Source organism: Psychromicrobium silvestre, from assembly GCF_013408295.1.
GTDB classification, from domain to species: Bacteria; Actinomycetota; Actinomycetes; order Actinomycetales; family Micrococcaceae; genus Renibacterium; species Renibacterium silvestre.
This window is the reverse complement of sequence record NZ_JACBYQ010000002.1, coordinates 761,907-782,555: the sequence shown is the minus strand read 5'-3', so window position 1 is coordinate 782,555 and position 20,649 is coordinate 761,907. Positions and strand designations below refer to the sequence as shown.

At 60.8% G+C, this 20,649-nt stretch carries 21 protein-coding genes; 8 read left to right on the top strand and 13 right to left on the bottom strand.

The window, feature by feature from the left end; genetic code table 11:
- Positions 1-40: 40 nt before the first annotated feature.
- Positions 41-646, bottom strand: a complete 606-nt coding sequence (locus tag FHU41_RS11685) for a copper resistance CopC family protein (protein ID WP_179389827.1) — start codon at positions 644-646, stop codon at positions 41-43.
- An 82-nt stretch (positions 647-728) separates the two neighbouring features.
- Between FHU41_RS11685 and FHU41_RS11680 the strand changes: the two genes are divergently transcribed.
- From FHU41_RS11680 to FHU41_RS11670, 3 genes are all read left to right on the top strand, one after another.
- Positions 729-2,171, top strand: coding sequence for an NCS2 family permease (locus FHU41_RS11680; protein WP_179389826.1), 1,443 nt, complete (start codon positions 729-731; stop codon positions 2,169-2,171).
- A 141-nt stretch (positions 2,172-2,312) separates the two neighbouring features.
- Positions 2,313-3,611: a hypothetical protein gene (locus FHU41_RS11675; RefSeq protein WP_179389825.1), complete on the top strand. Its 1,299-nt coding sequence runs from the start codon at positions 2,313-2,315 to the stop codon at positions 3,609-3,611.
- Between the two features lie 87 nt (positions 3,612-3,698).
- Entirely contained in the window at positions 3,699-5,123 is a 1,425-nt protein-coding gene (locus tag FHU41_RS11670) for a beta strand repeat-containing protein (RefSeq protein WP_179389824.1), read from the top strand.
- A gap of 97 nt (positions 5,124-5,220) precedes the next feature.
- On the opposite strand, the gene FHU41_RS11665 is transcribed toward FHU41_RS11670, so the two are convergent.
- From FHU41_RS11665 to FHU41_RS11655, 3 genes are all read right to left on the bottom strand, one after another.
- Positions 5,221-5,967, bottom strand: a complete 747-nt coding sequence (locus FHU41_RS11665; RefSeq protein WP_179389823.1) for a 3-hydroxybutyrate dehydrogenase — start codon at positions 5,965-5,967, stop codon at positions 5,221-5,223.
- Positions 5,968-6,057: 90 nt separating this feature from the next.
- Positions 6,058-6,873: a spermidine synthase gene (locus FHU41_RS11660; RefSeq protein WP_179389822.1), complete on the bottom strand. Its 816-nt coding sequence runs from the start codon at positions 6,871-6,873 to the stop codon at positions 6,058-6,060.
- Positions 6,874-6,910: 37 nt separating this feature from the next.
- The gene (locus FHU41_RS11655; protein WP_179389821.1) at positions 6,911-7,573 is read right to left on the bottom strand and encodes an O-methyltransferase; all 663 of its coding nucleotides are present in this window, start codon (positions 7,571-7,573) and stop codon (positions 6,911-6,913) included.
- Positions 7,574-7,678: 105 nt separating this feature from the next.
- Between FHU41_RS11655 and FHU41_RS11650 the strand changes: the two genes are divergently transcribed.
- Both FHU41_RS11650 and FHU41_RS11645 read left to right on the top strand, forming a co-directional pair.
- Positions 7,679-8,509, top strand: a complete 831-nt coding sequence (locus FHU41_RS11650) for an N-acyl homoserine lactonase family protein (protein ID WP_179389820.1) — start codon at positions 7,679-7,681, stop codon at positions 8,507-8,509.
- 10 nt (positions 8,510-8,519) lie between these two features.
- Complete coding sequence (locus FHU41_RS11645; RefSeq protein WP_179389819.1) at positions 8,520-8,963, top strand: MarR family winged helix-turn-helix transcriptional regulator; 444 nt, start codon at positions 8,520-8,522, stop codon at positions 8,961-8,963.
- Positions 8,964-9,151: 188 nt separating this feature from the next.
- Here the strand turns inward: FHU41_RS11645 and FHU41_RS11640 are convergent, their stop codons facing one another.
- Together FHU41_RS11640 and FHU41_RS11635 are read right to left on the bottom strand one after the other, a co-directional pair.
- A complete protein-coding gene (locus FHU41_RS11640; protein WP_218847209.1) occupies positions 9,152-10,327 on the bottom strand; it encodes a Fic/DOC family N-terminal domain-containing protein in 1,176 nt (391 codons plus the stop codon).
- 133 nt (positions 10,328-10,460) lie between these two features.
- Entirely contained in the window at positions 10,461-10,784 is a 324-nt protein-coding gene (locus tag FHU41_RS11635) for a thiamine-binding protein (protein ID WP_179389818.1), read from the bottom strand.
- Positions 10,785-10,971: 187 nt separating this feature from the next.
- Between FHU41_RS11635 and FHU41_RS11630 the strand changes: the two genes are divergently transcribed.
- Positions 10,972-11,622: a TetR/AcrR family transcriptional regulator gene (locus FHU41_RS11630; protein WP_179389817.1), complete on the top strand. Its 651-nt coding sequence runs from the start codon at positions 10,972-10,974 to the stop codon at positions 11,620-11,622.
- Here FHU41_RS11630 and FHU41_RS11625 read toward each other — a convergent pair.
- Positions 11,604-13,403 carry a glycoside hydrolase family 15 protein gene (locus tag FHU41_RS11625; RefSeq protein WP_179389816.1) on the bottom strand — a complete coding sequence of 600 codons (1,800 nt, stop codon included), beginning with the start codon at positions 13,401-13,403 and terminating at the stop codon, positions 11,604-11,606. The genes FHU41_RS11630 and FHU41_RS11625 overlap by 19 nt on opposite strands.
- Positions 13,404-13,464: 61 nt before the next feature.
- Positions 13,465-14,307 carry a glycerophosphodiester phosphodiesterase gene (locus tag FHU41_RS11620; protein ID WP_179389815.1) on the bottom strand — a complete coding sequence of 281 codons (843 nt, stop codon included), beginning with the start codon at positions 14,305-14,307 and terminating at the stop codon, positions 13,465-13,467.
- A gap of 169 nt (positions 14,308-14,476) precedes the next feature.
- On the opposite strand from FHU41_RS11620, the gene FHU41_RS11615 reads away from it, so the two are divergent.
- Positions 14,477-15,727 (top strand): DUF445 domain-containing protein, encoded by a 1,251-nt coding sequence (locus FHU41_RS11615; RefSeq protein WP_179389814.1) that lies wholly within the window; start codon positions 14,477-14,479, stop codon positions 15,725-15,727.
- Between the two features lie 2 nt (positions 15,728-15,729).
- On the opposite strand, the gene FHU41_RS11610 is transcribed toward FHU41_RS11615, so the two are convergent.
- From FHU41_RS11610 to FHU41_RS11590, 5 genes are read right to left on the bottom strand one after another with little or no spacing between them, the layout of a single operon-like run.
- Positions 15,730-16,581, bottom strand: a complete 852-nt coding sequence (locus FHU41_RS11610; protein WP_179389813.1) for a 5-oxoprolinase subunit C family protein — start codon at positions 16,579-16,581, stop codon at positions 15,730-15,732.
- Complete coding sequence (locus FHU41_RS11605; protein WP_246279603.1) at positions 16,578-17,228, bottom strand: 5-oxoprolinase subunit B family protein; 651 nt, start codon at positions 17,226-17,228, stop codon at positions 16,578-16,580. Before FHU41_RS11605 ends, FHU41_RS11610 begins: the two co-directional genes overlap by 4 nt.
- Positions 17,212-17,976 (bottom strand): LamB/YcsF family protein, encoded by a 765-nt coding sequence (locus FHU41_RS11600; protein ID WP_179389812.1) that lies wholly within the window; start codon positions 17,974-17,976, stop codon positions 17,212-17,214. The genes FHU41_RS11605 and FHU41_RS11600 overlap by 17 nt, the downstream gene beginning before the upstream one ends.
- Positions 17,969-18,823 carry a hypothetical protein gene (locus tag FHU41_RS11595; protein WP_179389811.1) on the bottom strand — a complete coding sequence of 285 codons (855 nt, stop codon included), beginning with the start codon at positions 18,821-18,823 and terminating at the stop codon, positions 17,969-17,971. The genes FHU41_RS11600 and FHU41_RS11595 overlap by 8 nt, the downstream gene beginning before the upstream one ends.
- A 55-nt stretch (positions 18,824-18,878) precedes the next feature.
- On the bottom strand, positions 18,879-19,517 hold the full coding sequence (locus FHU41_RS11590) for an alpha/beta hydrolase (RefSeq protein ID WP_179389810.1): 639 nt from the start codon (positions 19,515-19,517) through the stop codon (positions 18,879-18,881).
- Between the two features lie 69 nt (positions 19,518-19,586).
- On the opposite strand from FHU41_RS11590, the gene FHU41_RS11585 reads away from it, so the two are divergent.
- Positions 19,587-20,576, top strand: a complete 990-nt coding sequence (locus FHU41_RS11585; RefSeq protein WP_179389809.1) for a cation diffusion facilitator family transporter — start codon at positions 19,587-19,589, stop codon at positions 20,574-20,576.
- Positions 20,577-20,649 lie beyond the last annotated feature (73 nt).

Below are 20,649 nucleotides of genomic sequence, written 5' to 3'. Positions count from 1 at the left end.
TTCGAGCCTAGGCCTGACCTGAGATTAAGCCTGACCAAGATTACTCGGCCGAACCTTTCCGCAGCCTCCGTACGAAGATCAGCAGCGCTACCAGGATGACCAAGGCAACCGCTACGGCAATCGCGATCAACCAAGGGAAACCACCGGTGCTTGTGCTCTGCTCCTGAGCCTGTGGAGTGCTCACCGGAGCCGGGGTGCCCAGCGTTGCCCCGGAGCCCGCCGTCGAACCAGCCACTCCCGTGCTCACCGTAAACCCGAAGGTGCCCTCAATCGGGTGCCCGTCGGAGGAAACCAGCCGCCAGTTCACCAGGTACTGACCGGCGGGCGCTCCCGACTTCAGCTGAATACTGGCCACCCTATCGAGCACCGAAACGTCGCCCTGCGCCCAATTCTGACCGCCGACGTCCTTGATCTCGATTTTCGAGCCAATTGCCGCCGGAGTGTTGTTTAGGGAGATGGTGAGCTCCGTGGGCATCACCGTCACGGTTGAGCCATTGGCCGGAGAGGTCTGCTCCACCACATCATGCGCGCTTGCGGCACCCGCGGGCAACAGCAGCGCCAAGACGACTCCCACGGTCAGTACGACGGCGGCCAGCAGCTTCCGGATCGGCAAACGATGGGGGGCGGCAGGGCTCAAAACGGACATGCTCCTACGCTACGTCATCCGCGCTGTGATCGTTGTGGGTCATCCCCGGCGGAGCCGCTGGACTTGACGCTAGGATCGTTCCATGGCGTCTTTACCCTCCGCAATCGACCGTTACTTCAAAGTCTCCGAACGTGGATCAAATCTTTCCCGGGAGATCCGTGGTGGCTTGGCTACCTTCTTCGCCATGAGCTACATTGTGGTGCTGAACCCGCTTATCTTGGGCGGTAAAGATTCCAGCGGCGCACTGCTGGGCGGTGAGCGCGTGGCCGCCGTAACTGCTCTGGTGGCTGGCATCTTAACCATCCTGATGGGTGCCTGGGCCAGACATCCCTTTGCACTGGCCACCGGCCTCGGGGTCAACGCCTTCGTTGCGGTCACGGTGGCCTCGCATCCCGGACTCACTTGGGCCGACATGATGGGACTCATCATGGTCTCCGGTGTGACCATGCTGATCTTGGTGCTCACCGGCTTTCGAACCGCGGTCTTTAAGGCCGTTCCGGAAGGGCTGAAGACCGCAATCGTGGTGGGCATTGGCCTGTTCATTGCACTGATCGGGCTCGTTAACGCCGGATTCGTCCGCCGCATCCCCGACGTCGCGGGCACCACTGTTCCGGTCGGTCTTGGCTTCGATGGCAAGCTGATTGGCTGGCCCACCCTGGTCTTCGTAGTTGGCCTAGCATTGACCATTGTCTTAGTGATCCGCAAAGTTCGCGGAGCAATTCTGATCGGCGTGGTTGCAGCGACCATCCTGGCCAATGTTTTAGAACTGATCTTCAAGATCGGCCCCAGCTTTGACGGTAAAGTGAGCAATCCGCTCGGTTGGTCCCTGGTGGTTCCGGAGCTAAAGAACTTTTCGCTTCCGGATCTCTCCATCATTGGTCACGTCGATCTGTTTGGTGCCTTCATCCATCTTGGCGGGGTGGCTGCCACCCTACTAGCCTTCTCTATTCTGCTCAGCATTTTCTTCGATGCCATGGGCACCATGGTTGGCCTGGCCAATGAAGCCGGCACCGTGGATAAAGCGGGCAATATCCCGGACGTTAATCGAGTGCTACTGGTTGACGCGATCGGCGCGGTTGTTGGTGGCGGCGCTTCGGTTTCCTCCAATCAGATCTACGTTGAGTCGGGTGCCGGGATCGGCGAAGGCGCCCGCACCGGCATCGCCTCGGTGGTGACCGGTGCACTCTTCCTGATTGCCATGTTCTTCACTCCGCTGATTTCCTTGGTCCCCTTCGAAGCGGTGGCACCAGCGCTCGTGGTGGTTGGCTTCATGATGGTTTCCCAGGTCGGAAAGATCGACTGGTCCGATTGGGGCATCGCCATTCCGGCCTTCCTCACCTTCATCCTGATGCCCTTCACCTACTCCATCGCCAATGGCCTGGGCGCGGGTTTCATCTCCTACGTGATCATCCGGACCTTCCAGGGCCGCGCCAAAGAGATCCACCCGCTGCTCTGGGTGGTTGCAGCGGCCTTTATGGTGTTCTTCGGCATCGGTCCAATCCAACAGCTCCTGGGCATTAGCTAAGCGGCTCTCACTCAATCGGGCTTCGGTCTAGCCACTTGGCTTAGCCAGTCGGCTAGAAATTTTCCGAAGCCTGGACTCTGCTCTTTGCGGGATCTACTCTGAAAAAGAGTGGGTAAGTCACGCAAGGGGGTGGGTTGCATCGTGAGTACTGGGGAGTTCGAGACAGGCGAGCAAGTCACCTTCGATAGCGCCCAGATCATGCCCCGTCGGCGGGCGCAAAAGATTCTTCGGCTCACCATCCTTACCGGCTTGGCCGGCTCCGCGGCCCTCCTGCTAGGCGTACTCGGTGCGCAATCTGCCACCGCGTCAACAATCCCGGGAACCAGCAGCAATGTTTCCGACGGCGGCCAGCAGCGACCCGGAGCCAGCCTCCTTAACTCCACCGGCAAGCTGGTCAAAGGAACCGTAGGAACACTCGGCAGCATACTTTCACCCGTGACCTCAGCGCTGCCAGCTACTACAGCCCAACTTGCACCGAGCACATCGGCACCGGCAGCTCCGGTCACCAGCACACCGAAGCTGCCCAACGTCGTCGGCCTCGTTAAACAAACCGTGCAGTCCAGCGTTCAGGCCGTGGCACCGAAGCTCAGCCTTCCGGTGAGCGCTCCGAGCATCCCCGAGCTCTTGGCTCCGGTCAAGCAAACCGTTAACGAGGTTCTGACTCCGGTGGTCGCTGTGGTTACACCAGTGGCCACCGCGGCTCAGCCGATTGTCAACGGGACCGTCACCACCGTAACCGGCCAGGTGCACCAAACTGTCAAGGCCGTTGAACCGCCCGCCTCCCAGCTGCCCGTTGTGGGAGTTGCTGTACCTCCGGTAGTCGACGCTGTGGATTCCGTGCTGGACCACTTGACTCCGGTTATCAGCTTGCCGGGGACCGGCTTACCGGGGACCACGGTGCCTGGTATTGGCGACCTTCCGGGAATCGGCCCGCTACCGGGAATCGGTTCATCACCGGGCATTGGCACCGTACCTTCGCAGCTTCCCGGCGTCCTGCCTCTACCGGCAGCCGTTTCCGGCGCTCAAACCACCGAAGCTGGCAAAGCGGCTAAAGTTCAGGGAAATGCTGGTACCTCCCAAAACGCGGCGAGCCCTCCCGGAGGGGAGGCAGACGGTTTGGCGAATACAGCCGGGCTGGGTGATCTACTGGCCTTTGCCGCGCTAAACGTCCCCGAGCCGGCGACCTCGACGGCTCCCTCCGGTGGTGCAGCACCCCCTGGATCCCCCGTCGCACCCTCGCCCGGGCTCCCATCACCGCCCGCGCCATCCACAAGTTCCACCGGCGGCACCTCTGGTTCAGCTGGCTCCCCTAACGGAGCCCTGGCCGTGCTGTCCGGCGTCTTCAAGCTTCCTGCCAATGAACTCTCCGGGCTAGTTGGCTTGCCTAGCCAGCATGCCCCGAGCGCCTTGGCTCATGATCCAGGTTCCTCGCCTGACTAATCGGAATCGCGTTGTTCCTCAGCTAAAGCTGGGACAACTTCCCTTTCCAGTGTTATTCACACTTTTTAGTCAGTCAGGAGAATTATCATGCATACCTATTTACGCAGGGCCCTTTGGGGATCCCTCTTTGCCGGAGGCGTCGTCGTCCTCGGTGCAGCGGCCGCAAACGCCGCAGAACCACCCAGCACCGGAAGCGCTCCGCCGCCGAGCTCGTCCACACAGACCAGCCACACCGGTTCCGGCCTATTGGGCGGAAGCCAAGCCATTGTGAACTTGTCGGTCCCGGTCACAGTTTCTGGAAACTCGATCAGCGGTATCGGTAATTCCAAGAGCACCGGCTCTAACGTGGCCACGGCTCCTGCCAATAGCGCCAAACAAACGACCACCACGGGATCGGGGGCTGGCAACGGCAGTCAAGCGCTGCTGAATCTTTCGGCACCGGTCACGGTTTCCGGGAATTCCATTAGTGGCGTTGGCAATTCGACGGGTACCGGCTCCAAGGTAACCACCGGATCAGCAGGCGTCACTACTCCCGCGGCTAGCAGCAGCCAGACCAGCAGTAGTGCGGGGGGAGCGGGAAACAGCACTCAACTCGGGTTAGCGCCCAGTGCGCCGGTGGCTCTGGCCGGAAATGCCGTCAGCGGTCTTGGTAATTCAAGCAGCACGGGTTCCACCGTGAACAACGGGACCGGCACTCCAGCCGGCACCAGCAGCCAAAGCAGTACCAGCGCAGGTGGAATTGGCAATGGCACTCAGGCCTCGCTCAACCCCAGCGCACCGGTGGCTCTGGCCGGTAACGCAGTCAGCGTCATCGGTAACTCCAGGAGCACCAATTCAGCCGTTACTAACGGTGCGGGCACCCTGGCTGGCACCGGCAATCAAAACAGCACCAGCGCAGGCGGGGTGGCTAACTCCAGCCAGATCGGCCTAGCACCCAGCGCACCTGTGACCCTAGCCGGCACCGCAGTCAGCGGCCTCGGTGATTCCACCAGCACCAACTCCACCGTCACGAATCGCGCAGCCGGCCCAGGCAGCCAGAACAGCACGACCGGCGGAGGTTTACTAGGTGGCACCCAAATCGGCTTGGCTCCGAGCCTGCCGATTACCATCGCGGGGAATGCCATTAGCGTCATCGGCGATAGCACCACAACGGGATCCACGGTGCAGGATCCTGGCACGGATCCTGGCACCGATCCCGGCACCGATCCCGGCACCGATCCGGGGACAAACCCGGGCACGAATCCAGGTACTAACCCCGGAACCAACCCGGGAAGCAACCCAGGCACGAACCCGGGAAGCAACCCAGGCGTTACTCCCGGAAACAATGGAATGAGCGGGTCCAACGCTCCAGGAATGTCGGTTATCCCAGCCGGAACGGTTATCTCGGCGAGTTCACTCGCCTACACCGGAGCCACTGGCATCACGATGTTGCTCGCCGGGGCGGCCGCACTGCTCATCCTAGGTGCCGTGCTACTCCTGGTGATCCGGCGTCGTCGGGGGGCTGCTCTCTAAGCCGAATCAAACAACTGAATATCCGCCAGGTCTGCGGGACCGGGTCTCAGGACCCGGTCCGGGCGGATCGGCCGGTGGATCTTCGGCTGCGGTCGGGTTACTTAGCCGACCAACCGCCGTCGATCGTGTAGCTGGCTCCGGTCACCATGCTCGCCGTGGGGCCGGCTAGCCATCCCACCAAGGAGGCAACTTCCGCGGGCTCGACCAAACGCTTGATCGCGCTTTCGGTGAGCATTACCTTCGCCAGCACCTCGGATTCATCAATCCCGTGTGCCGCCGCCTGATCAAGGATTTGTGCCTCGACGAGCGGCGTCCGCACGTAACCAGGGTTGACGCAATTGCTGGTCACCCCGTGCGGTCCACCCTCAAGAGCGGTCACCTTGGAGAGTCCTTCGAGCCCGTGTTTGGCGGCGACGTAGGCACTCTTGAAGGCCGAGGCGCGCAATCCGTGTACCGAGGAGAGATTGATGATCCGGCCCCAACCCTGGGCATACATATGCGGCAGGGCCGCTCGGATCAGCAGGAAAGGAGCCTCCAGCATCAGGGTATGGATCTTGCGGAACATCGCGGGCTCATACTCCTCGATGGGGGCAACCCGCTGAATCCCGGCGTTGTTCACCAGGATGTCGCAATCCAGGCTCAGCGCTTCTAGCGCTGCGGTGTCACTCAGGTCCAGTTGCCAGGCTTCGCCACCCACCTCCTGAGCCAGCTCCTCTGCGGGGCTGAGGTCAGCGATGGTCACCCGGGCGCCCATTCCGGCCAGTTCGCGGACGACGGCGGCCCCGATCCCTCCGGCTCCACCGGTCACCAGGGCGCGGCGGCCCTCAAGCGGCAATGCGTTCATGCTTTCCTCTCTTTCCCCGCGAGTTCGCTTCCTAGTCACGTATTCGCCTGTTTTAACGGGCGAATACGAGAGCGACAAGCGAACTCGCGCTTACTGATCTTTGAAGGGTTGATGGCTGCGGGCAAAAGCTCGGACTTGGGCATCGTCCCAGAGCGTGGCTGGCATGGCACCGGCGAGCAATGCCCGGGGTAGGCCTGCACCGGTCGCCAAGGGCGCATCGCTGCCGGCCAGCACGATATTGCCAAATCGCCTGCCCTTGAGCATCGGCGGATCGGCGATGATGGCGGTGTGTGCGAAGGCCGCTGCAACGGTGGCTGCCTCTCGCCTGGCATTTGCGAGCGAAGGCGCATCCCCGCAATTCAACAAGTAGATCCCGTCTGTGGAAAGCACCCTTTTGACCTCGGCGACGAACTCTTCGGTGAGCAGTGGGCCTGGAGTAAACCGACCGGAGAAGACGTCTCGAATGATCACGTCCCGGCTACCGGCACTGAGCGCCGTGGTCACTTCCCGGGCCTCCCCCACCCGGATCTTCAAAAGCGGTGCCTTGGGCAAGCCAAACCATTCACGGACGTAGTTCGCCAGGGCAGCATCGATTTCCACCACGGTATTGCGGGAATCCGGAAACTTGGCCACCAAGTAGCGAGCCACCGAGCAGGCTCCGCCACCCAAATGCAGCGCCCGCACACGGCTGCTCTGAGACCAGCGATCCTCGATCAGACTGACGATCCATCGCATGTACTCGAACTCCAGCCGGAGTGGATCGGCTAAATCAATATGCGAAGACTGCATGCCATTGATCTTCAGCAACCAACTATCTGGATTTCCGGGTTCCGGTTCCAGCTCGGCTAAGCCGGTATCAATCGAGTATTCGCCGGGGACTGGCTTTGGCTCCGCTGCTTTCACCATGCTGTGGTCATCCGAGCAGCGGCCGTCATCTTGGGGCTCATTTGACCACCGCTACGGCAAAGCCGTCCCAGCCTTTGGAACTCGCGGTCTGCACGGCGGTGGCTTCCAAGCTCTCCGAGTTGCCCAGGAATTCGAGGGTCTGCCGGATCGCCAGTGCATCCCCTTCGGCCTCCGGAGCCAGGAAGGCACCCTCCCAGACCACGTTGTCCACCACGATCACGGTGCCGGGCCGGCTCAGTTCCAGCGCTCGCTTCAAATAATTAACGTTGTTGCCCTTATCGGCATCGATGAACACCAGGTCGAAGGGGCCCTGCAAATTGACCAGCGTGTCCAAGGCGGCACCTACCCGGACTTCTACTTTGTTCCCGACTCCGGCGTTATCGATGTTTTTCCGGGCGACGGCGGCATGCTCGGGTAGAAATTCGCAACTGATCACGGTGCCGTCCTCCGGCAATCCCCGAGCCAGCCAAATACTTGAATAGCCCGCCAAGGTACCGATTTCCAGCACCCGCCGAGCGCCCGAGATCCGCGCCAGTAGCATCAAGAACTTGCCCGCGGTGGGAGCCACCTCAATGGCTGGCATACCGGCGGCCTGCGCCGTGGATATAGCGGCGTCAAGCGCCGGATCGGCCTTGATCAGGGTGCGATTGAGGAATTCTTCAACCTCCAGCCACTCCGGGCGGCTCAGATGTTCAACCATTCATCCAGCCTAGCCCTCGGCCGATACGCCTTCTACTAATGTCCACTCCGGTTCCGGCAGTCGGCCGCTTTTGTAATTGCGTGTCATGACATATAGTGTTGCAACATGCAATCAATTAAAAGGGTCTCCGTTGTAAGCACCGGCAGCGTAGAAATCCACCCCGAGCACGTCGCGCGCACCCGAGCACCCGAGCTTTGGTGGCTGATGACCTCACGCCGTTGGACGGCGCCACGACCGATCAATGTTTACGTCATCGAACACGAATCGGGGCTGGTGCTCTTTGACACCGGGCAGGACCGTGCTTCCGTCACGGACAAGAACTACTTCCCCGGCGGACTGATCGGAGTGATCTACTCACGCCTTGCCCGGTTCTCAATCAAGGCCGATGAAACCCTCAGCGCACAACTGGCGAAGATCGGCTACGACATTGCCGATGTGAAAACGGTGGTGATCTCCCATCTTCACCAAGATCACATCGGCGGTCTGGCAGAGCTAGCGCACGCCGAGATCATCGTCGGTGCCGCCGAAATCGCTAGTGCCCGGGAAAAACGGCCCGAGACACGTGGTTACCTCACGAATCACATCTTCATTCCTGGGCTTCGTTGGAAGCCGCTCGAAGGAGAGCTTGACCTTTTCGACGACGGCGCTCTCACGATCATCCCAACCCCGGGGCACACGCCTGGATCGCTCTCCATGCTGGCGAAACAGGACGGCATGACCCCGCTGCTATTCGTCGGCGACCTGACCTACGACGTATCCCTTCTTGAAAAAGGCCACGTCCCCGGTGTCGGCGATAAGGCAGGTCTCGAAGCATCGACAGAACAGGTCACCCAGCTCGCTGTGCAGCACCCGGGGTTGGTCGTACTCGCCGCACACGACCCGGCCGCCGCCGGGCTACTCGGTGCCGCCCAAACTGAATCGCCGGTCACGGAATGAGCCAGAAAAAATGAGGCAGGCAGAGCGAATCCGTTATCTCCTTCTTGCTGCGCAGCGCGAGGGCAATCGGCAACTAGCGGCAGCACTTCGCGCCATCGGACTCACCCCGGAGCAGTCGGAGGTATTACGAATACTTGGAGATCACGGTGATCTCTCGATCAAAGGGGTGGGGCTGATGCTCGTCTGCGATAGCGGCACCAACCCGTCCCGCCTCGTGGAACGCCTGGTGCAAGCCGGACTCGTCGAGCGCAATCCTGATCCGGCCGACCGCCGAAAGATGCAACTCGCGTTGACCGCGGAAGGTCGCCTTAAGGAACAGCAGACGCGTTCCATCGAAGATGCCATGTATGCGCAGATCGACCTGCTACCCGGCGGCGCGGAACTCGCTGCGACGTTGGAACTCATCGTCTCCGGGAGGCCAGCGGGTGAGGCTCTACGGCGAAGGATCGGCTAGCAACCTGGCACCAGAGTGATGCAGCTTGGATTAGGGGCTGCTCGCTATCGCCTTCGATCGCGCACAGGTATTGGCTAACGACACCCACACGGTGAAGTCCTAACAGCATTTCTGCGGAGCACCTCGGGCAACACCCCCCGAGAGAAAGCGCCAACAGGCATGAGTTGAACGCGGCTCCCTTTCGGGGACTAGAAGGAATTCATGATTCGCATGGCCTTATTGCAGATGAAGAGACGACCATAGGTCCGCTGACCAATCTGCTCGACTAGTCCCAACCTAAGCAATTTGTTGACAGCGTTATTTGCGGCCTGATGCGAAACGTCATAGCGGCGCGCAATACTGCTCACATCGAAAACTGGACTTCCGATAAGGTCTGCGGCAACGGATGTTGCAATGCTCTTGTCTTTCACCTCACGAAGTTGCTGTTGCATCGATTCTCTTAGCTGAAGTAGCTCACGGATTGCCCTGGTGGTTGCTAGAGACTGTTCCGCGACGCCCTTCATGAAGAACCGGATCCAAAGATCGAAGTCACCGGTTTGACTCATTTTGAGCAGATGGCCAATGTATTCCTCCCGCCGCGGTTCGAGCCATGAGGCCATGTTCAGAACGGGGTAATCTAAAACCCGGCTCTCTAAAAGCTGCAGAGTCATCACCAGGCGACCTATTCGACCATTGCCGTCCGCCAATGGGTGGAGCGTCTCGAACTGATAGTGACCGAGGGCAACGCGGACCAAAAGTGGAACGCGGTCCGCTAGGTTGACCCACTTTTCCCAGTCAGAAAATCCATCCTCAAGAACCCTTCCTGGCGGTGGCGGGACGAAGCGAGCTTCAGAAATCGGGCGGCCATGGTTTCCGATGAAAACCTGACGCTTCCGTAACTGACCAGAATCATAGGTCTCACCCCTTGTTCCTTCAACCAGAATGGCCTGCAGTTCTTCTAAGACACTTCGGCATACCGGTCGAGTTTTCAGGGACTCGAGAGATCGTTCCGCTGCCCGCAAATAGTTTCTAACTTCGCGGACCCGAGCCGTCGACTTCTTTTCGTCTATGTAGTCCGCCTCTAGCACCTCTTCAAGAGAGGCAAAAGTTCCCTCCAGCGCTGAGGTACTAACCGCTTCCTTCGAAAGTGTGGGGCGAACCAGCCATTGCGGATCGGGGATTAAAGTGAGGTAAGCATTGAGGGCGCCAAGCGCCCTGTCCGCTTCACCGAGCGCGATTTGTGCCTCAGGTGTCAGTGATACCTCTGCCGGGAGAGGATTCGGGACATAGGCGAAGTAAGACCAAGACTCCGCACTCCTGACGTCCTTGCCCGAGATTGGGACAAGCTTCCCCGCCGAGGACGATTCAAAGGCCTTGATATCCACTCTTCAAGGATAATGCCATGAACCTTGAAGAGTTCAATAAGATTGTAAGGATCCTTGCACTCAGAACCAACCCGCCAAGCAAACTCGCCCCAACCTTGAAGAGTTCAAAGGGAGCGGGTTACCGACGAAGGAGCTATCCGTTCTTAGCCAAGGCCGATTCGAGGCGTTGAATTTTCCCATCAAGCTCACCGGAGTACCCTGGCCGAATATCCGCCTTGAGAACGAGTGATACTCGGGAACCATAAGCGCCAACAGCCTCGGTTGCCCGTTTCACAACGTCCATCACCGAATCCCAGTCGCCTTCAATCTCGGTGAACATCGAGCTCGTCCGATTAGGCAAGCCTGACTCCCGGACGACCCGGACGGCCGCGGCGACAGCGTCATGTACGGACGCATCGCTCGGTGCCTCCCCGCTGGGCGGAGCACCTGACGGAGCTACTGAAAACGCTACGATCATTTCAACTCCTTTAGGCACTCTTGCGCCTTCAAGCTCGACAAACATACTTGCCGCCCTATTGGGCAGGCCCAGTACCGGACAGCCTTGGTGGCGGCAGCAACGGCGTCGTGCGCCGCATGATTCATCCTCACACGAAAGCCAAACAAAGCCCAGAACCCGGCAATTTTGCGCTTGATAAACTGGGCATATGCCGGATGCATCTCGGCAGCGCCCGCGTCGAGCGGACGCCGCCCGCAATATCGAGTCGCTGACTTCAGCAGCGCAGCTATGCTTCCGAAAATACGGCCCCGACGTCCCATTACAAGCCATCGCTGCAGAGGCTGGTGTGGGCGTGGCCACCCTGTTCCGAAACTTCGCCGAGAAGGACGAACTCATCCTGGCGGTCCTAGGTTGGCAGGTCCGGGTACGCATCATGCCCCTGGTACGACGGGCCCTACAGGACCCGAACCCGACCCGCGGACTGATCTATGTGACCTACGGCGTGCTGGGAATGGCCAGCCGAGAAGCCAATATGATGACGGCGATCCATAGCCGCCAGGACACCCTGGCCGAAATGGCTACCCCGGTGGTCGACTCCATGTTCGAACTGCTGCAGAAATCCCAGGCTCGGGGCGATATTCGCCCGGACCTGGGCCTGGAAGACGTCCAGTCAATCCTCGGTATGCTGCTCGGCGCGGTGGAAACCACCCCTGCGGGAACCCCCGCCTGGAAGCGATTTGCCGAATTACTGGGCGATGCCGTCTTCCTACCGACTCAGCGTCACGATCTGCACTACGAGAAGCAGATGACCCGCAGCCCTGAGGTTTGGGGCCTCCAGTCTCAGACCCGCACCCGCTGAGCAGCAGTCTGCAGAGCATCGGCAGCCCCCACCAGGGTCAGGTGAGAGAAAGCCTGCGGGTAGTTGCCAACCATCCTGCCCAAGCCCATCGAGTATTCCTCGCTGAGCAGCCCGAGCTCATTGCACAGCCCGACCAGCCGATCCATCAGGTCGTGAGCTTCCTCCAGACGACCGCTATGAGCGTACTGACCAACCAGCCAGAAGGAACAGGCCAGGAACGGGTGCTCCCCCGGCTCCAGACCGTCCAGTCCGGTTTCGGTGCGATAGCGCAACAACAAACCGTCGCTATCGAGCAGCTCCTGCTCAATCTGCGCCACCGTGCCCAGCATCATCGGGTCGTCATAGTCGAGGAACCCCACCTGCGGGAGTACCAGGAGCGAAGCATCGGTGGTCATGCCACCGTAGGTTTGGGTGAAGGAATTGAGGTCCTGGTTGAAACCCTGGCTGAGAATTTCGGTACGTAGTTGATCACGTAGCCGCTCCCATTGCTCAACCGGCCCGCTGAGGCCGTGATCGCGCACGGCACGAACCCCGGCTTCGAAGGCTGCCCACATCATCACCCGGGAGTGCGTGAAGTAATGCGATTCGCCTCGCATCTCCCAGAGCCCCTGGTCCTTCTGAGCCAGATGGCGCTCGGCGAAGCCGAGCAAGGCTCGCTGCAGCGGCCAGGAGAAGTGGTCTTCGGCCCCTCCGATGGCTCGGAGTTTCTCCAGCGCCACCATCACCTCGCCCACCACATCCGCTTGGTATTGGTGCACCGCGCCGTTGCCAATTCGTACTGGCTGAGAGTTCTCGTAGCCGGGCAGGTGGCTGAGTTCTGCCTCGGGCAGCTCACGCTCACCGCCCAGACCGTACATGATCTGCAAGTCCTCCGGGTCCCCGGCCACCGCACGCAGTAACCAGTTCCGCCAGGTCAGCGCCTCCTGAGCGTAGCCGTGCGTGAGCATTGCCTCCAGAGTGAGCGCCGCGTCCCGCAGCCAGCAAAAGCGATAGTCCCAGTTACGAGCACCACCGAAGTCCTCGGGGAGCGAGGTGGTCGCGGCCGCTACGATGCCGCCAGTGTCCTCGTGGCTCAGCGCGCGCAGAACGAGCAAGGAACGCCGGACTTCCTTGGCGTACTTGCCCTCCTGAGAGCAATCCGCCGCCCAGCCCTGCCAATAATCGGTGGTTTCTTGGAGCGTCCGATCCACGTCCAGGGCTTCCGGGATATCCCTGTGCGAGGGGTACCAGAGCAGCTCGAAATCAACCTTTTCACCGGCTTGCACGTCGAACTCGCCGTAGTGCCGGTGATCGGTCGAATGCGGTAGGTGAGGCCCACGCAAGGCCAAGGCGTCCGGCCCGGCAATGGCGAGTAGCGCCGTCGCGCCTTCAGCATCCTTGATCCGGGAGACCCACGGCAGCACCCGAGCGTAATCAAAGCGCATCCGCAACACCTGGCGCATGGTGACTGTGCCGCTCAGGCCCTCGATCCGGCGCACGATGGAAGCGCGGCGGCCGCCCACCGGCATGAAGTCGGTGACCCGCACGGTTCCAGTGGCTGTCAGCCACTCGGTCTGCAGCACGAAGGTGCTATCGACGTACTGTCGGGAGGCGACGACGGCGCTCTCCTCCTTGGGGGCAACAAGCCAGTGCCCGTGCTCCTCCGTGCCGACCAGCGAGGCAAAAATCGAGGGTGAATCGAATCGGGGGAAACACAGCCAATCGATGCTGCCGGTCCGGGAGACCAAAGGACCGGTATGTAGATCCGAAAGTAGTGCGTAGTCTTCAATGCGCGATGCCATTCACACACTTAATCATGTATGTAAGCGTTTGCACAACGTCACACGCGAGGACTTTTAGAACTCAGAGCAAAGCCCGGATTTCAGCCGGTTTGTTCGTGGTGATTTCTTGCACCCCAAGGCCGAGGCAGAACCGAGCATCTTCGGCTTCGTCAACGGTCCAGACCCGGAAGGTGCGCCCCGCTCCGAGCCATTGACGGGCTTGTTCGGTGTGGCTTCGTAGATAGTCGATGCCCGGACCGGCGATCTCCGCTTCGCCTTCGTCCAGGATTCGCTGCCCCTCGGCGAGCGCCAGTTTGAGGGCGCCAGCGGCCACTCCGGCCGCAAGTGAGCCCAGTTCCTTTGCCAAATCTTCCACTTTCACCTCGGTAACCAGCTGGCATAGCTGCCGGGCAGGCACCGTGCGCCGCAGGTAGTGGATAGCGTCCGGATCAAAGCTCATAAAGGAGATATTCAGGTTTCCAAAGCTTGAGCTCTGCGGCAGCCAGCCCCTGGCGAGTAGCAATTGCACGGTGAGCTCTTCGAGCTGATCTCCGAAAGGGTTGGGGTGTTTGAACTCGATGGCTAAGCCGATCGGCCGGCCGGCGGCAAGCAGGATGTCCAGCAGTTCTTCCAGAGTGAGGAATTGTTGCGAACCACTGCCGTATTCGTCCGGTACATCGACTCCCTTCCAGGAGCTGAAATCCAAGTCTCGAAGTTCGGACAGCGTTTTCTCAGCCACCGCTCCGGTGCCGTTGGAGGTCCGGTCCAGGGTGGAATCGTGAAGCAGCACCACCTGCCGATCTGCGGTCAGATGCACATCGCATTCGACGCCGTCGGCGCCGTCAGCAATGGCTTGGAGGTAAGCGGCCCGGGTGTGCTCGGCGTAGCGCGCACTGGAGCCCCGATGAGCATAAATAAGCGTCATATTCTCACCCTATTCCCAAACCTTAACCAGTTGTCCCACTGGGTGTTACCAGAGTTACCGGTGTGACGGAAAAACCTGCACTTCTGCATCATCAGCCCCACCCAGTGGGACAACTGGGTAGAGAGAGGGGGTGGAGATGGGGGGGGTGGCGGCAGATTAGGCTTACGCTATGGAGCCGGACCTGGACGAACAAAAACGCAGTGCACTGCGCAGGATGAAAACCATCGCCCTTTTACTACTGATCGTGGCGGCAATCGTCTTCGCAATCTCCTTCTGGCTGCAGAGGCAATACCCCTGGCTGGAATATGTGCGGGCCGCCGCCGAAGGAGCAATGGTTGGCGCGCTGGCGGACTGGTTCGCCGTAACCGCGTTATTCCGTTATCCGATGGGGCTGCGAATTCCGCACACCGCGATTATCCCTACCCGTAAGGATGCCATCGGAGCAAGCCTCGGCGAGTTCGTGGAGAGCAACTTCCTTTCCGAGGAAGTCGTCCGGGAGAAGCTCGCTTCGGTGGGAGTGGCGCAGCGGCTAGGCAGTTGGCTGGCTCGGGAGGAATCCGCGCAGCGGCTTGCCACCGAAGGAGCCGCCGCTATCAAAGGTGTGCTCGAGGTCTTGCGGGATGAGGACATCCGTGAGGTGATCGAGTCCATGGTTCGCCAGTACATACTGGCCCCGCCCTGGGGGCCGCCGCTGGGCCGACTGGCCGGGCAGGTTTTCGCCAACGGACATCACCGCAAGCTCGTCGACCTATTGGTGGATCGAGCGGTTGACTGGGTTGAAGCGAACCCTTCGGTGGTCTCTCGCGTCGTTTCGGAACGCTCCCCCTCCTGGGTACCGGGCTTCGTGGATGAGCTGGTGGGCGGCCGGGTGTACACGGAAGTTCACAAGTTCGTGCTGGCCGTACAAGCCGATCAGCAGCACCAAGTACGCCGTGCTCTGGACGAATACCTGGCGAAACTTGCCGAGGATCTGCAACACGATCCAGCGATGATCCAGCGGGCTGAGGAGGTAAAAGCACAGATCCTGGACTCCCCGCGGGTACGGGAATTGGCCGGCCAAACCTGGGAAACCGTGAAGAACGCCCTACTCGCGGCAGCGGATGATCCGAACTCCGCGCTGCGGCTGAAATTCGTTTCGATGGTCCGCGACTTTGGCACCCGGCTGGCTTCTGGGGAGGAACTAGCCGAGAAGGTCAATGGCTGGGTCATTGAGGTGGCTGCCTATGCGGTGCGCAATTATCGGCACGATATCGCCTCCATCATCACCGACACCGTGGAGCGTTGGGACGCCCAGGAAGCCTCCCGGAAGATTGAGCTTCAGGTGGGTCGGGATCTGCAATACATCAGGATCAACGGCACCGTGGTGGGCGCCTTGGCTGGCCTGGCCATCTACACGGTGGCCGCCCTGGCATTCGGCTAAACTCAGCCCAGGAACCTGATTTTCTGCCCCGGGCGGGCCTGAGCCAGCAGATCAAGATCAGCCCGCCGGACCACCGCAATCACCGGGTAGCCACCGGTGACCGGATGATCGGCGAGAAAAATAGTAGGCAGCCCGGACGGCGGTACCTGCAAGGCTCCGGTCACCATGCCCTCGCTGGGCAATTGCTCCGAGCGAGCGAATTCGAGCGGTTGACCCAGCAGCCGCGCCCCGATCCGGTTGCTGTCCGCAGAAACGGACCACTGCCGACTGGTCAGCGCTGCCCAGGATCCCGGAGCGAACCAGTCCAATCGCGGTCCGCGGCTAAGCCGAAGAGAGAGCACTTGCTCGGGCTGGGGAGGATCCCGAAACAACACGGAGCTAGCTGCGGCCCACGAACTCTGGCCGATCTCCAGAAGATCCCCGGCTGCGAGCGCCGCAGGGCCCATCTCGGCCAGCACATCACGCGAAAGGGAACCTGCCAGCGGCTCGGCGAGCACTCCGCCGGAAACTGCCAGATAGAAGCGTAGCCCGGCGGAGGACGCCGCTATCGACAACCGAGACCCGGCACGCACCGGAAGGGCTGTATTCAAGGCAACCGGACCGCCGTCGAGCGTCAGCAAACCAGCCGCCCCGGTGACCGCAATCAGCCCGGCTTCCAGGAATTCGACACTGAAACCGCCCAGCAGAATTTCTATCCCGGCGGACGACGGCGCGTTCCCAACCAAGGCGTTCGCGGCCAGTAAGGAGCGGCGATCCAACGCACCTCCTGGCCCCAAGCCAAGGCTCGCCGCACCCGGACGGCCCAGGTCTTGGATCAAAGCCAGCGGACCGGGGGCGATAATTCGAATGCTCATATTGCTCGGAACCTCACCCTGGTACCCGGCATGATCAGTGCGGGCGAGCCGGTCTCGGAAGCCCGCGCGGGATCCCAGAGCTGCGCGGAGGTCTGTCCGATCAACTGCCAACCGGCCGGTGAACTGGTCGGATAGATGGCGCTGAATTCACCGGCTAGCGCCACCGAACCGGCCGGAATTGAGGTGCGTGGCGTGTTCCTTCGGGGCACCCGAAGTCGTTCATGAGTGGTGACTAAATAGGCAAACCCGGGAGCAAAGCCGGTGAAGGCCGCAGTCCATTCGGAGGAGCTGTGTAGCTCGATGAGCTCGGTAACGGAAAGCGAGAGGTACTGTGCAACCTCGGCTAGATCAGGACCTTCATAACGAACGTCGATCACTACCTCGCGGTCCGTAGTGGCAGCGGCCGGAAGAGGTTCAACGGCTTCGATCCAAGCCTCGATCTTGGCCGGCGAAACCTGCTGCGGATCGAACGTGACCAGGATGGTACGGGCTGCCGGGACCACATCGATCACTCCCACAGGAGGCTCCGAGAGCGCCCGGTAGAGAGCCAGAACCGCTTCCAGTGAGACCAGTTCGGCCAGCACGGCACTGTCCCCGCAGGGCAGTAGCGCCAAACCGTCGCTGCGGCCTTCAGCTGAACCGTTCAACCCGCACTCCTGCCTCGGTGAGCGCGGTCCGCACTGCAGCCGCCATCTGGACTGCCCCCGGGGTATCCCCGTGCACGCACAGCGAATCCGGACGCAATTGGACGAGCGAACCATCGACGGCTTCAACCACGCCTTCCAGCACCATCCGTACCGCACGTTGGGCAATCGCCTCGGCGTCATGCAGCACGGCACCTTCGGCGGTCCTTGGCACCAAGGTGCCGTCCGGAAGGTAGCCCCGATCCACGAATGCTTCCCGAAAGAACGGCACCTTGGCCTCCAGGCAAGCTGCTTCGATCGCCGAGCCTGGCAAGCCGAGTACCGGCAAACCCGGGCGGAAGTCGCCAACCGCAGCGCAGACGGCTGCGGCTTGGCCGGGATCCACGGCGATCCGGTTGTAGAGCGCCCCGTGCGGTTTCACATAGCCCAGCTCGGCACCGGCCGTGCGCAGAATCCCATCCAGTGCGGCGAGCTGGTAGAGCACATCGCCGTAGAGCTCTTCCGCGTTCAGGTCCAAGAAGCGGCGGCCAAAGCCCGCCAGGTCGCGGTAGGCCGGATGGGCTCCGACGGCAACGGCGTTTTTGACGGCGGTCCGGGCAGTGCGCAGCATGGTCAACGGATCTCCGGCATGGAACCCGCAGGCGACGTTGGCGCTGCTGACCAGGGCTAGTAGGGCCTCGTCGTCGCCCATCGTCCATGACCCGAAGGACTCGCCAAGATCACTATTCAGATCGACGCGGGGCTCAGGCATCTTCGGTCTTCTTCTGGAAGGGCATTTTCGAGGAGATCGCCTTGAGCGGCTTGCGCCATTCGATTGTCCGTGTGGGTCGGGGGCCGGGCGGTAGCGCGAGCTCACCCAGGAAGCCGTAGGGCGGTGGTCCGAAGGCTATTTTGCTGGCTTTGACCACCGAGCGCGCCATGATGAGGTTTCCGGCTCCGCCAATCACAGCGCCTACACCGAAGGGCACCATTCGGCCCACCATCGCACTGCCCTGGTGCAGCATGAGCCTGCTAATAAACCTTTTCTGGATCTGCCCGCCAATCACCTTGACCGCGCTGCTGGGGATATTGCGTCCCAGCGCCGAGCCCCAGGTTTTCATCGGAGTATCTCCTCTGCCCAGGGCATGGCCCGCGAAGGACTGCATCAGGGAGGTGCCCTCCTCGCCGAGCATGATCGCCATCACCGTGGTGCGAGCCCGCTCCGGGTCCTGCAAATGCACCCCATGCAGTTCGGCGACGGAAAGGGCGTAAAGTGCGGTAGCTTCCAAGAACATCACCGTGGCTCCGGCGGAGATCCCCAGGGAGGCGAGCGTGCCAAGACCCGGGATGATCGCGGTGGCACCAATGGCAGCGCCCGAACCGGTGACCGTGTTAACGAATTCACGATCCAATTTGAGCGCCAATTCACCGGGGCTGGCCATTGGATACTTTCGCCGCAAGCGTCGTAAATTGGCTTGCACTAGCGGCCGCTGGCTCTCCACCGCGCGGGTCAGTAGCGCCTGGAGCGCAGGGCGCGGTTGCCCATCGGCGGTAAAGGCAGCATCGGCTGCAACCTTCACGGCTCGGTTAGGTTTCTGCTGGGAACCGGATTTCGCCATGCCCCCAGCTTAGGCGACCGCTGCCAGCAACTGGATTTTAGCTAGCCGAGTCAAGTTAGCTTGGCTTGAATGATCCCGGCACCTGGACGGTAAGGAAGGAACTGGCATCGACTAGTTCGGCCGCCCCGATGCCATGTCCCATCCCGGAATACTGAGCTTTACTCAGCACCGTGTTTTCCTGCAACCATTCCTCGGTGTAGTCCACCGCATCCGGATTGATCACCAGATCATCCACGTCACGTCCCCAGAAGAATGGCACCTTGGTTCCGAGCGGCTCCAGTACGGTCAGCAATTCGCTGTTCAGTACAAAACCGGAGAGACCGACGACGGCGGTAAAGGCTTCCTGCCGCAGCCTCAGTAAGGTGCTGGCCATCGCCATACCCTGGGAATGACCTAGCAAGCTAACGCTGCTGAAGCCGTATTTTGCGGCCTCGGTATCCAGCCAGGCATAGACCTGATTGGCGGCGGCAATCACTTGAGCGAAGTCATTGTTCAGGAAGTAATCCAGCAGGAACCAGCCGTAGCTTTCATCCATTTCGAAACCGCCCCGGAGGGCAACACAGGTGAAGCCGCTGGGCATCGCGCCGAAGTGCCTCACCATGGTCTGTTCATCGGCGCCATAGCCGTGCAACATCACCAGCAGGGGCGTTCCTGCGCGTTCCGATTCGGGCTTGGACCATACGGCGTTCACCATCTGCCCATGCTAACTGGCTCGGTCGAAAATCGTTGGAGAGCCGCCTGGGAACAGAGCTAAAGTGTAGCCATGACGGAAGACGCCCGGCGGCTAGCGCTGCGGAAGGCCTTGAAACAGCAGGGCGAACAGGGAGCCGCCCCGGGATCGGAGAGCACTTTCACGGTGGTTCTGGCTTTCGCCGCCAATCTGCTGATTGCCATTGCTAAATCGGTGGCCGCGGTGATTACCGGATCGGCGTCAATGGTTGCCGAAGCTGCCCATTCCTGGGCGGATGCCGGTAACGAGGTGTTTCTGCTTTTCGCCGACAGACGATCGCAGCGTCCTCGTGATGCCAGGCATCCGATGGGCTATGGCCGGGAAGCTTATATCTGGTCGATGTTTGCGGCCTTTGGCCTGTTCACCGCCGGTGCCGTGGTTTCCATCATGCACGGGGTCCAGGGTTTATTCGACCCCGAGCCGGCCGGTGATTTCCTCATCGCCTATATCGTGCTGGCCATCTCCTTCGTTTTAGAAGGGATCTCTTTCAGCCAGGCTTTCAGGCAAGCCCGGAAGGCCGCGCAAGTCATGCAGATGCGCACCTTGGAGCATGTGGCGAATAGCTCGAATCCCACCCTGCGTGCAGTTTTTGCCGAGGATGCCGCCGCGCTGATCGGTCTGCTAATCGCTTTTCTGGGCATCCTCTTGCACCAGCTCACCGGATCTCCGGTGCCGGATGCCATCGGCTCCATCGCCGTCGGGCTGTTGTTGGGCGTGATTGCCGTGGTGCTGATTGATCGCAATCGACGCTTTCTGGTTGGTCAATCGGTCTCTGCCGAGGTGGAAGAACTTGCCGTGGAGTTGCTGCTACGCCGGGCGGAAATAGACCGGGTCAGCTATATTCATCTCGAATTTGTCGGCCCCAATAAGCTGTTTTTGGTCGCTGCCGTGGATCTGGTCGGAAACCATCAAGAAGATGATGTGGCCACGAGTCTGCGAAGACTGGAACGCGAACTGGAGAACTTGAGTTATATCGAGGAAGCCGTGATTACCCTCTCTACCAAGGATGAGCCCTCGCTCTGAACTGTCCTTGGCCTCGCACCTTTGGCGCGGGGATAAGAATCAGCAGGAAACGCGACACAATCGGCTGCACCGT

What these genes read in the sequence shown, in the direction of transcription:
- FHU41_RS11685 (WP_179389827.1), bottom strand. Translation starts at nt 646, where the DNA reads ATGTCCGTTTTGAGCCCTGCCGCCCCCCATCGTTTGCCGATCCGGAAG.
- FHU41_RS11680 (WP_179389826.1), top strand. Translation starts at nt 729, where the DNA reads ATGGCGTCTTTACCCTCCGCAATCGACCGTTACTTCAAAGTCTCCGAA.
- FHU41_RS11670 (WP_179389824.1), top strand. Translation starts at nt 3,699, where the DNA reads ATGCATACCTATTTACGCAGGGCCCTTTGGGGATCCCTCTTTGCCGGA.
- FHU41_RS11665 (WP_179389823.1), bottom strand. Translation starts at nt 5,967, where the DNA reads ATGAACGCATTGCCGCTTGAGGGCCGCCGCGCCCTGGTGACCGGTGGA.
- FHU41_RS11660 (WP_179389822.1), bottom strand. Translation starts at nt 6,873, where the DNA reads ATGGTGAAAGCAGCGGAGCCAAAGCCAGTCCCCGGCGAATACTCGATT.
- FHU41_RS11655 (WP_179389821.1), bottom strand. Translation starts at nt 7,573, where the DNA reads ATGGTTGAACATCTGAGCCGCCCGGAGTGGCTGGAGGTTGAAGAATTC.
- FHU41_RS11650 (WP_179389820.1), top strand. Translation starts at nt 7,679, where the DNA reads ATGCAATCAATTAAAAGGGTCTCCGTTGTAAGCACCGGCAGCGTAGAA.
- FHU41_RS11645 (WP_179389819.1), top strand. Translation starts at nt 8,520, where the DNA reads ATGAGGCAGGCAGAGCGAATCCGTTATCTCCTTCTTGCTGCGCAGCGC.
- FHU41_RS11635 (WP_179389818.1), bottom strand. Translation starts at nt 10,784, where the DNA reads ATGATCGTAGCGTTTTCAGTAGCTCCGTCAGGTGCTCCGCCCAGCGGG.
- FHU41_RS11630 (WP_179389817.1), top strand. Translation starts at nt 10,972, where the DNA reads ATGCCGGATGCATCTCGGCAGCGCCCGCGTCGAGCGGACGCCGCCCGC.
- FHU41_RS11625 (WP_179389816.1), bottom strand. Translation starts at nt 13,403, where the DNA reads ATGGCATCGCGCATTGAAGACTACGCACTACTTTCGGATCTACATACC.
- FHU41_RS11620 (WP_179389815.1), bottom strand. Translation starts at nt 14,307, where the DNA reads ATGACGCTTATTTATGCTCATCGGGGCTCCAGTGCGCGCTACGCCGAG.
- FHU41_RS11615 (WP_179389814.1), top strand. Translation starts at nt 14,477, where the DNA reads ATGGAGCCGGACCTGGACGAACAAAAACGCAGTGCACTGCGCAGGATG.
- FHU41_RS11610 (WP_179389813.1), bottom strand. Translation starts at nt 16,581, where the DNA reads ATGAGCATTCGAATTATCGCCCCCGGTCCGCTGGCTTTGATCCAAGAC.
- FHU41_RS11600 (WP_179389812.1), bottom strand. Translation starts at nt 17,976, where the DNA reads ATGCCTGAGCCCCGCGTCGATCTGAATAGTGATCTTGGCGAGTCCTTC.
- FHU41_RS11595 (WP_179389811.1), bottom strand. Translation starts at nt 18,823, where the DNA reads ATGGCGAAATCCGGTTCCCAGCAGAAACCTAACCGAGCCGTGAAGGTT.
- FHU41_RS11590 (WP_179389810.1), bottom strand. Translation starts at nt 19,517, where the DNA reads ATGGTGAACGCCGTATGGTCCAAGCCCGAATCGGAACGCGCAGGAACG.
- FHU41_RS11585 (WP_179389809.1), top strand. Translation starts at nt 19,587, where the DNA reads ATGACGGAAGACGCCCGGCGGCTAGCGCTGCGGAAGGCCTTGAAACAG.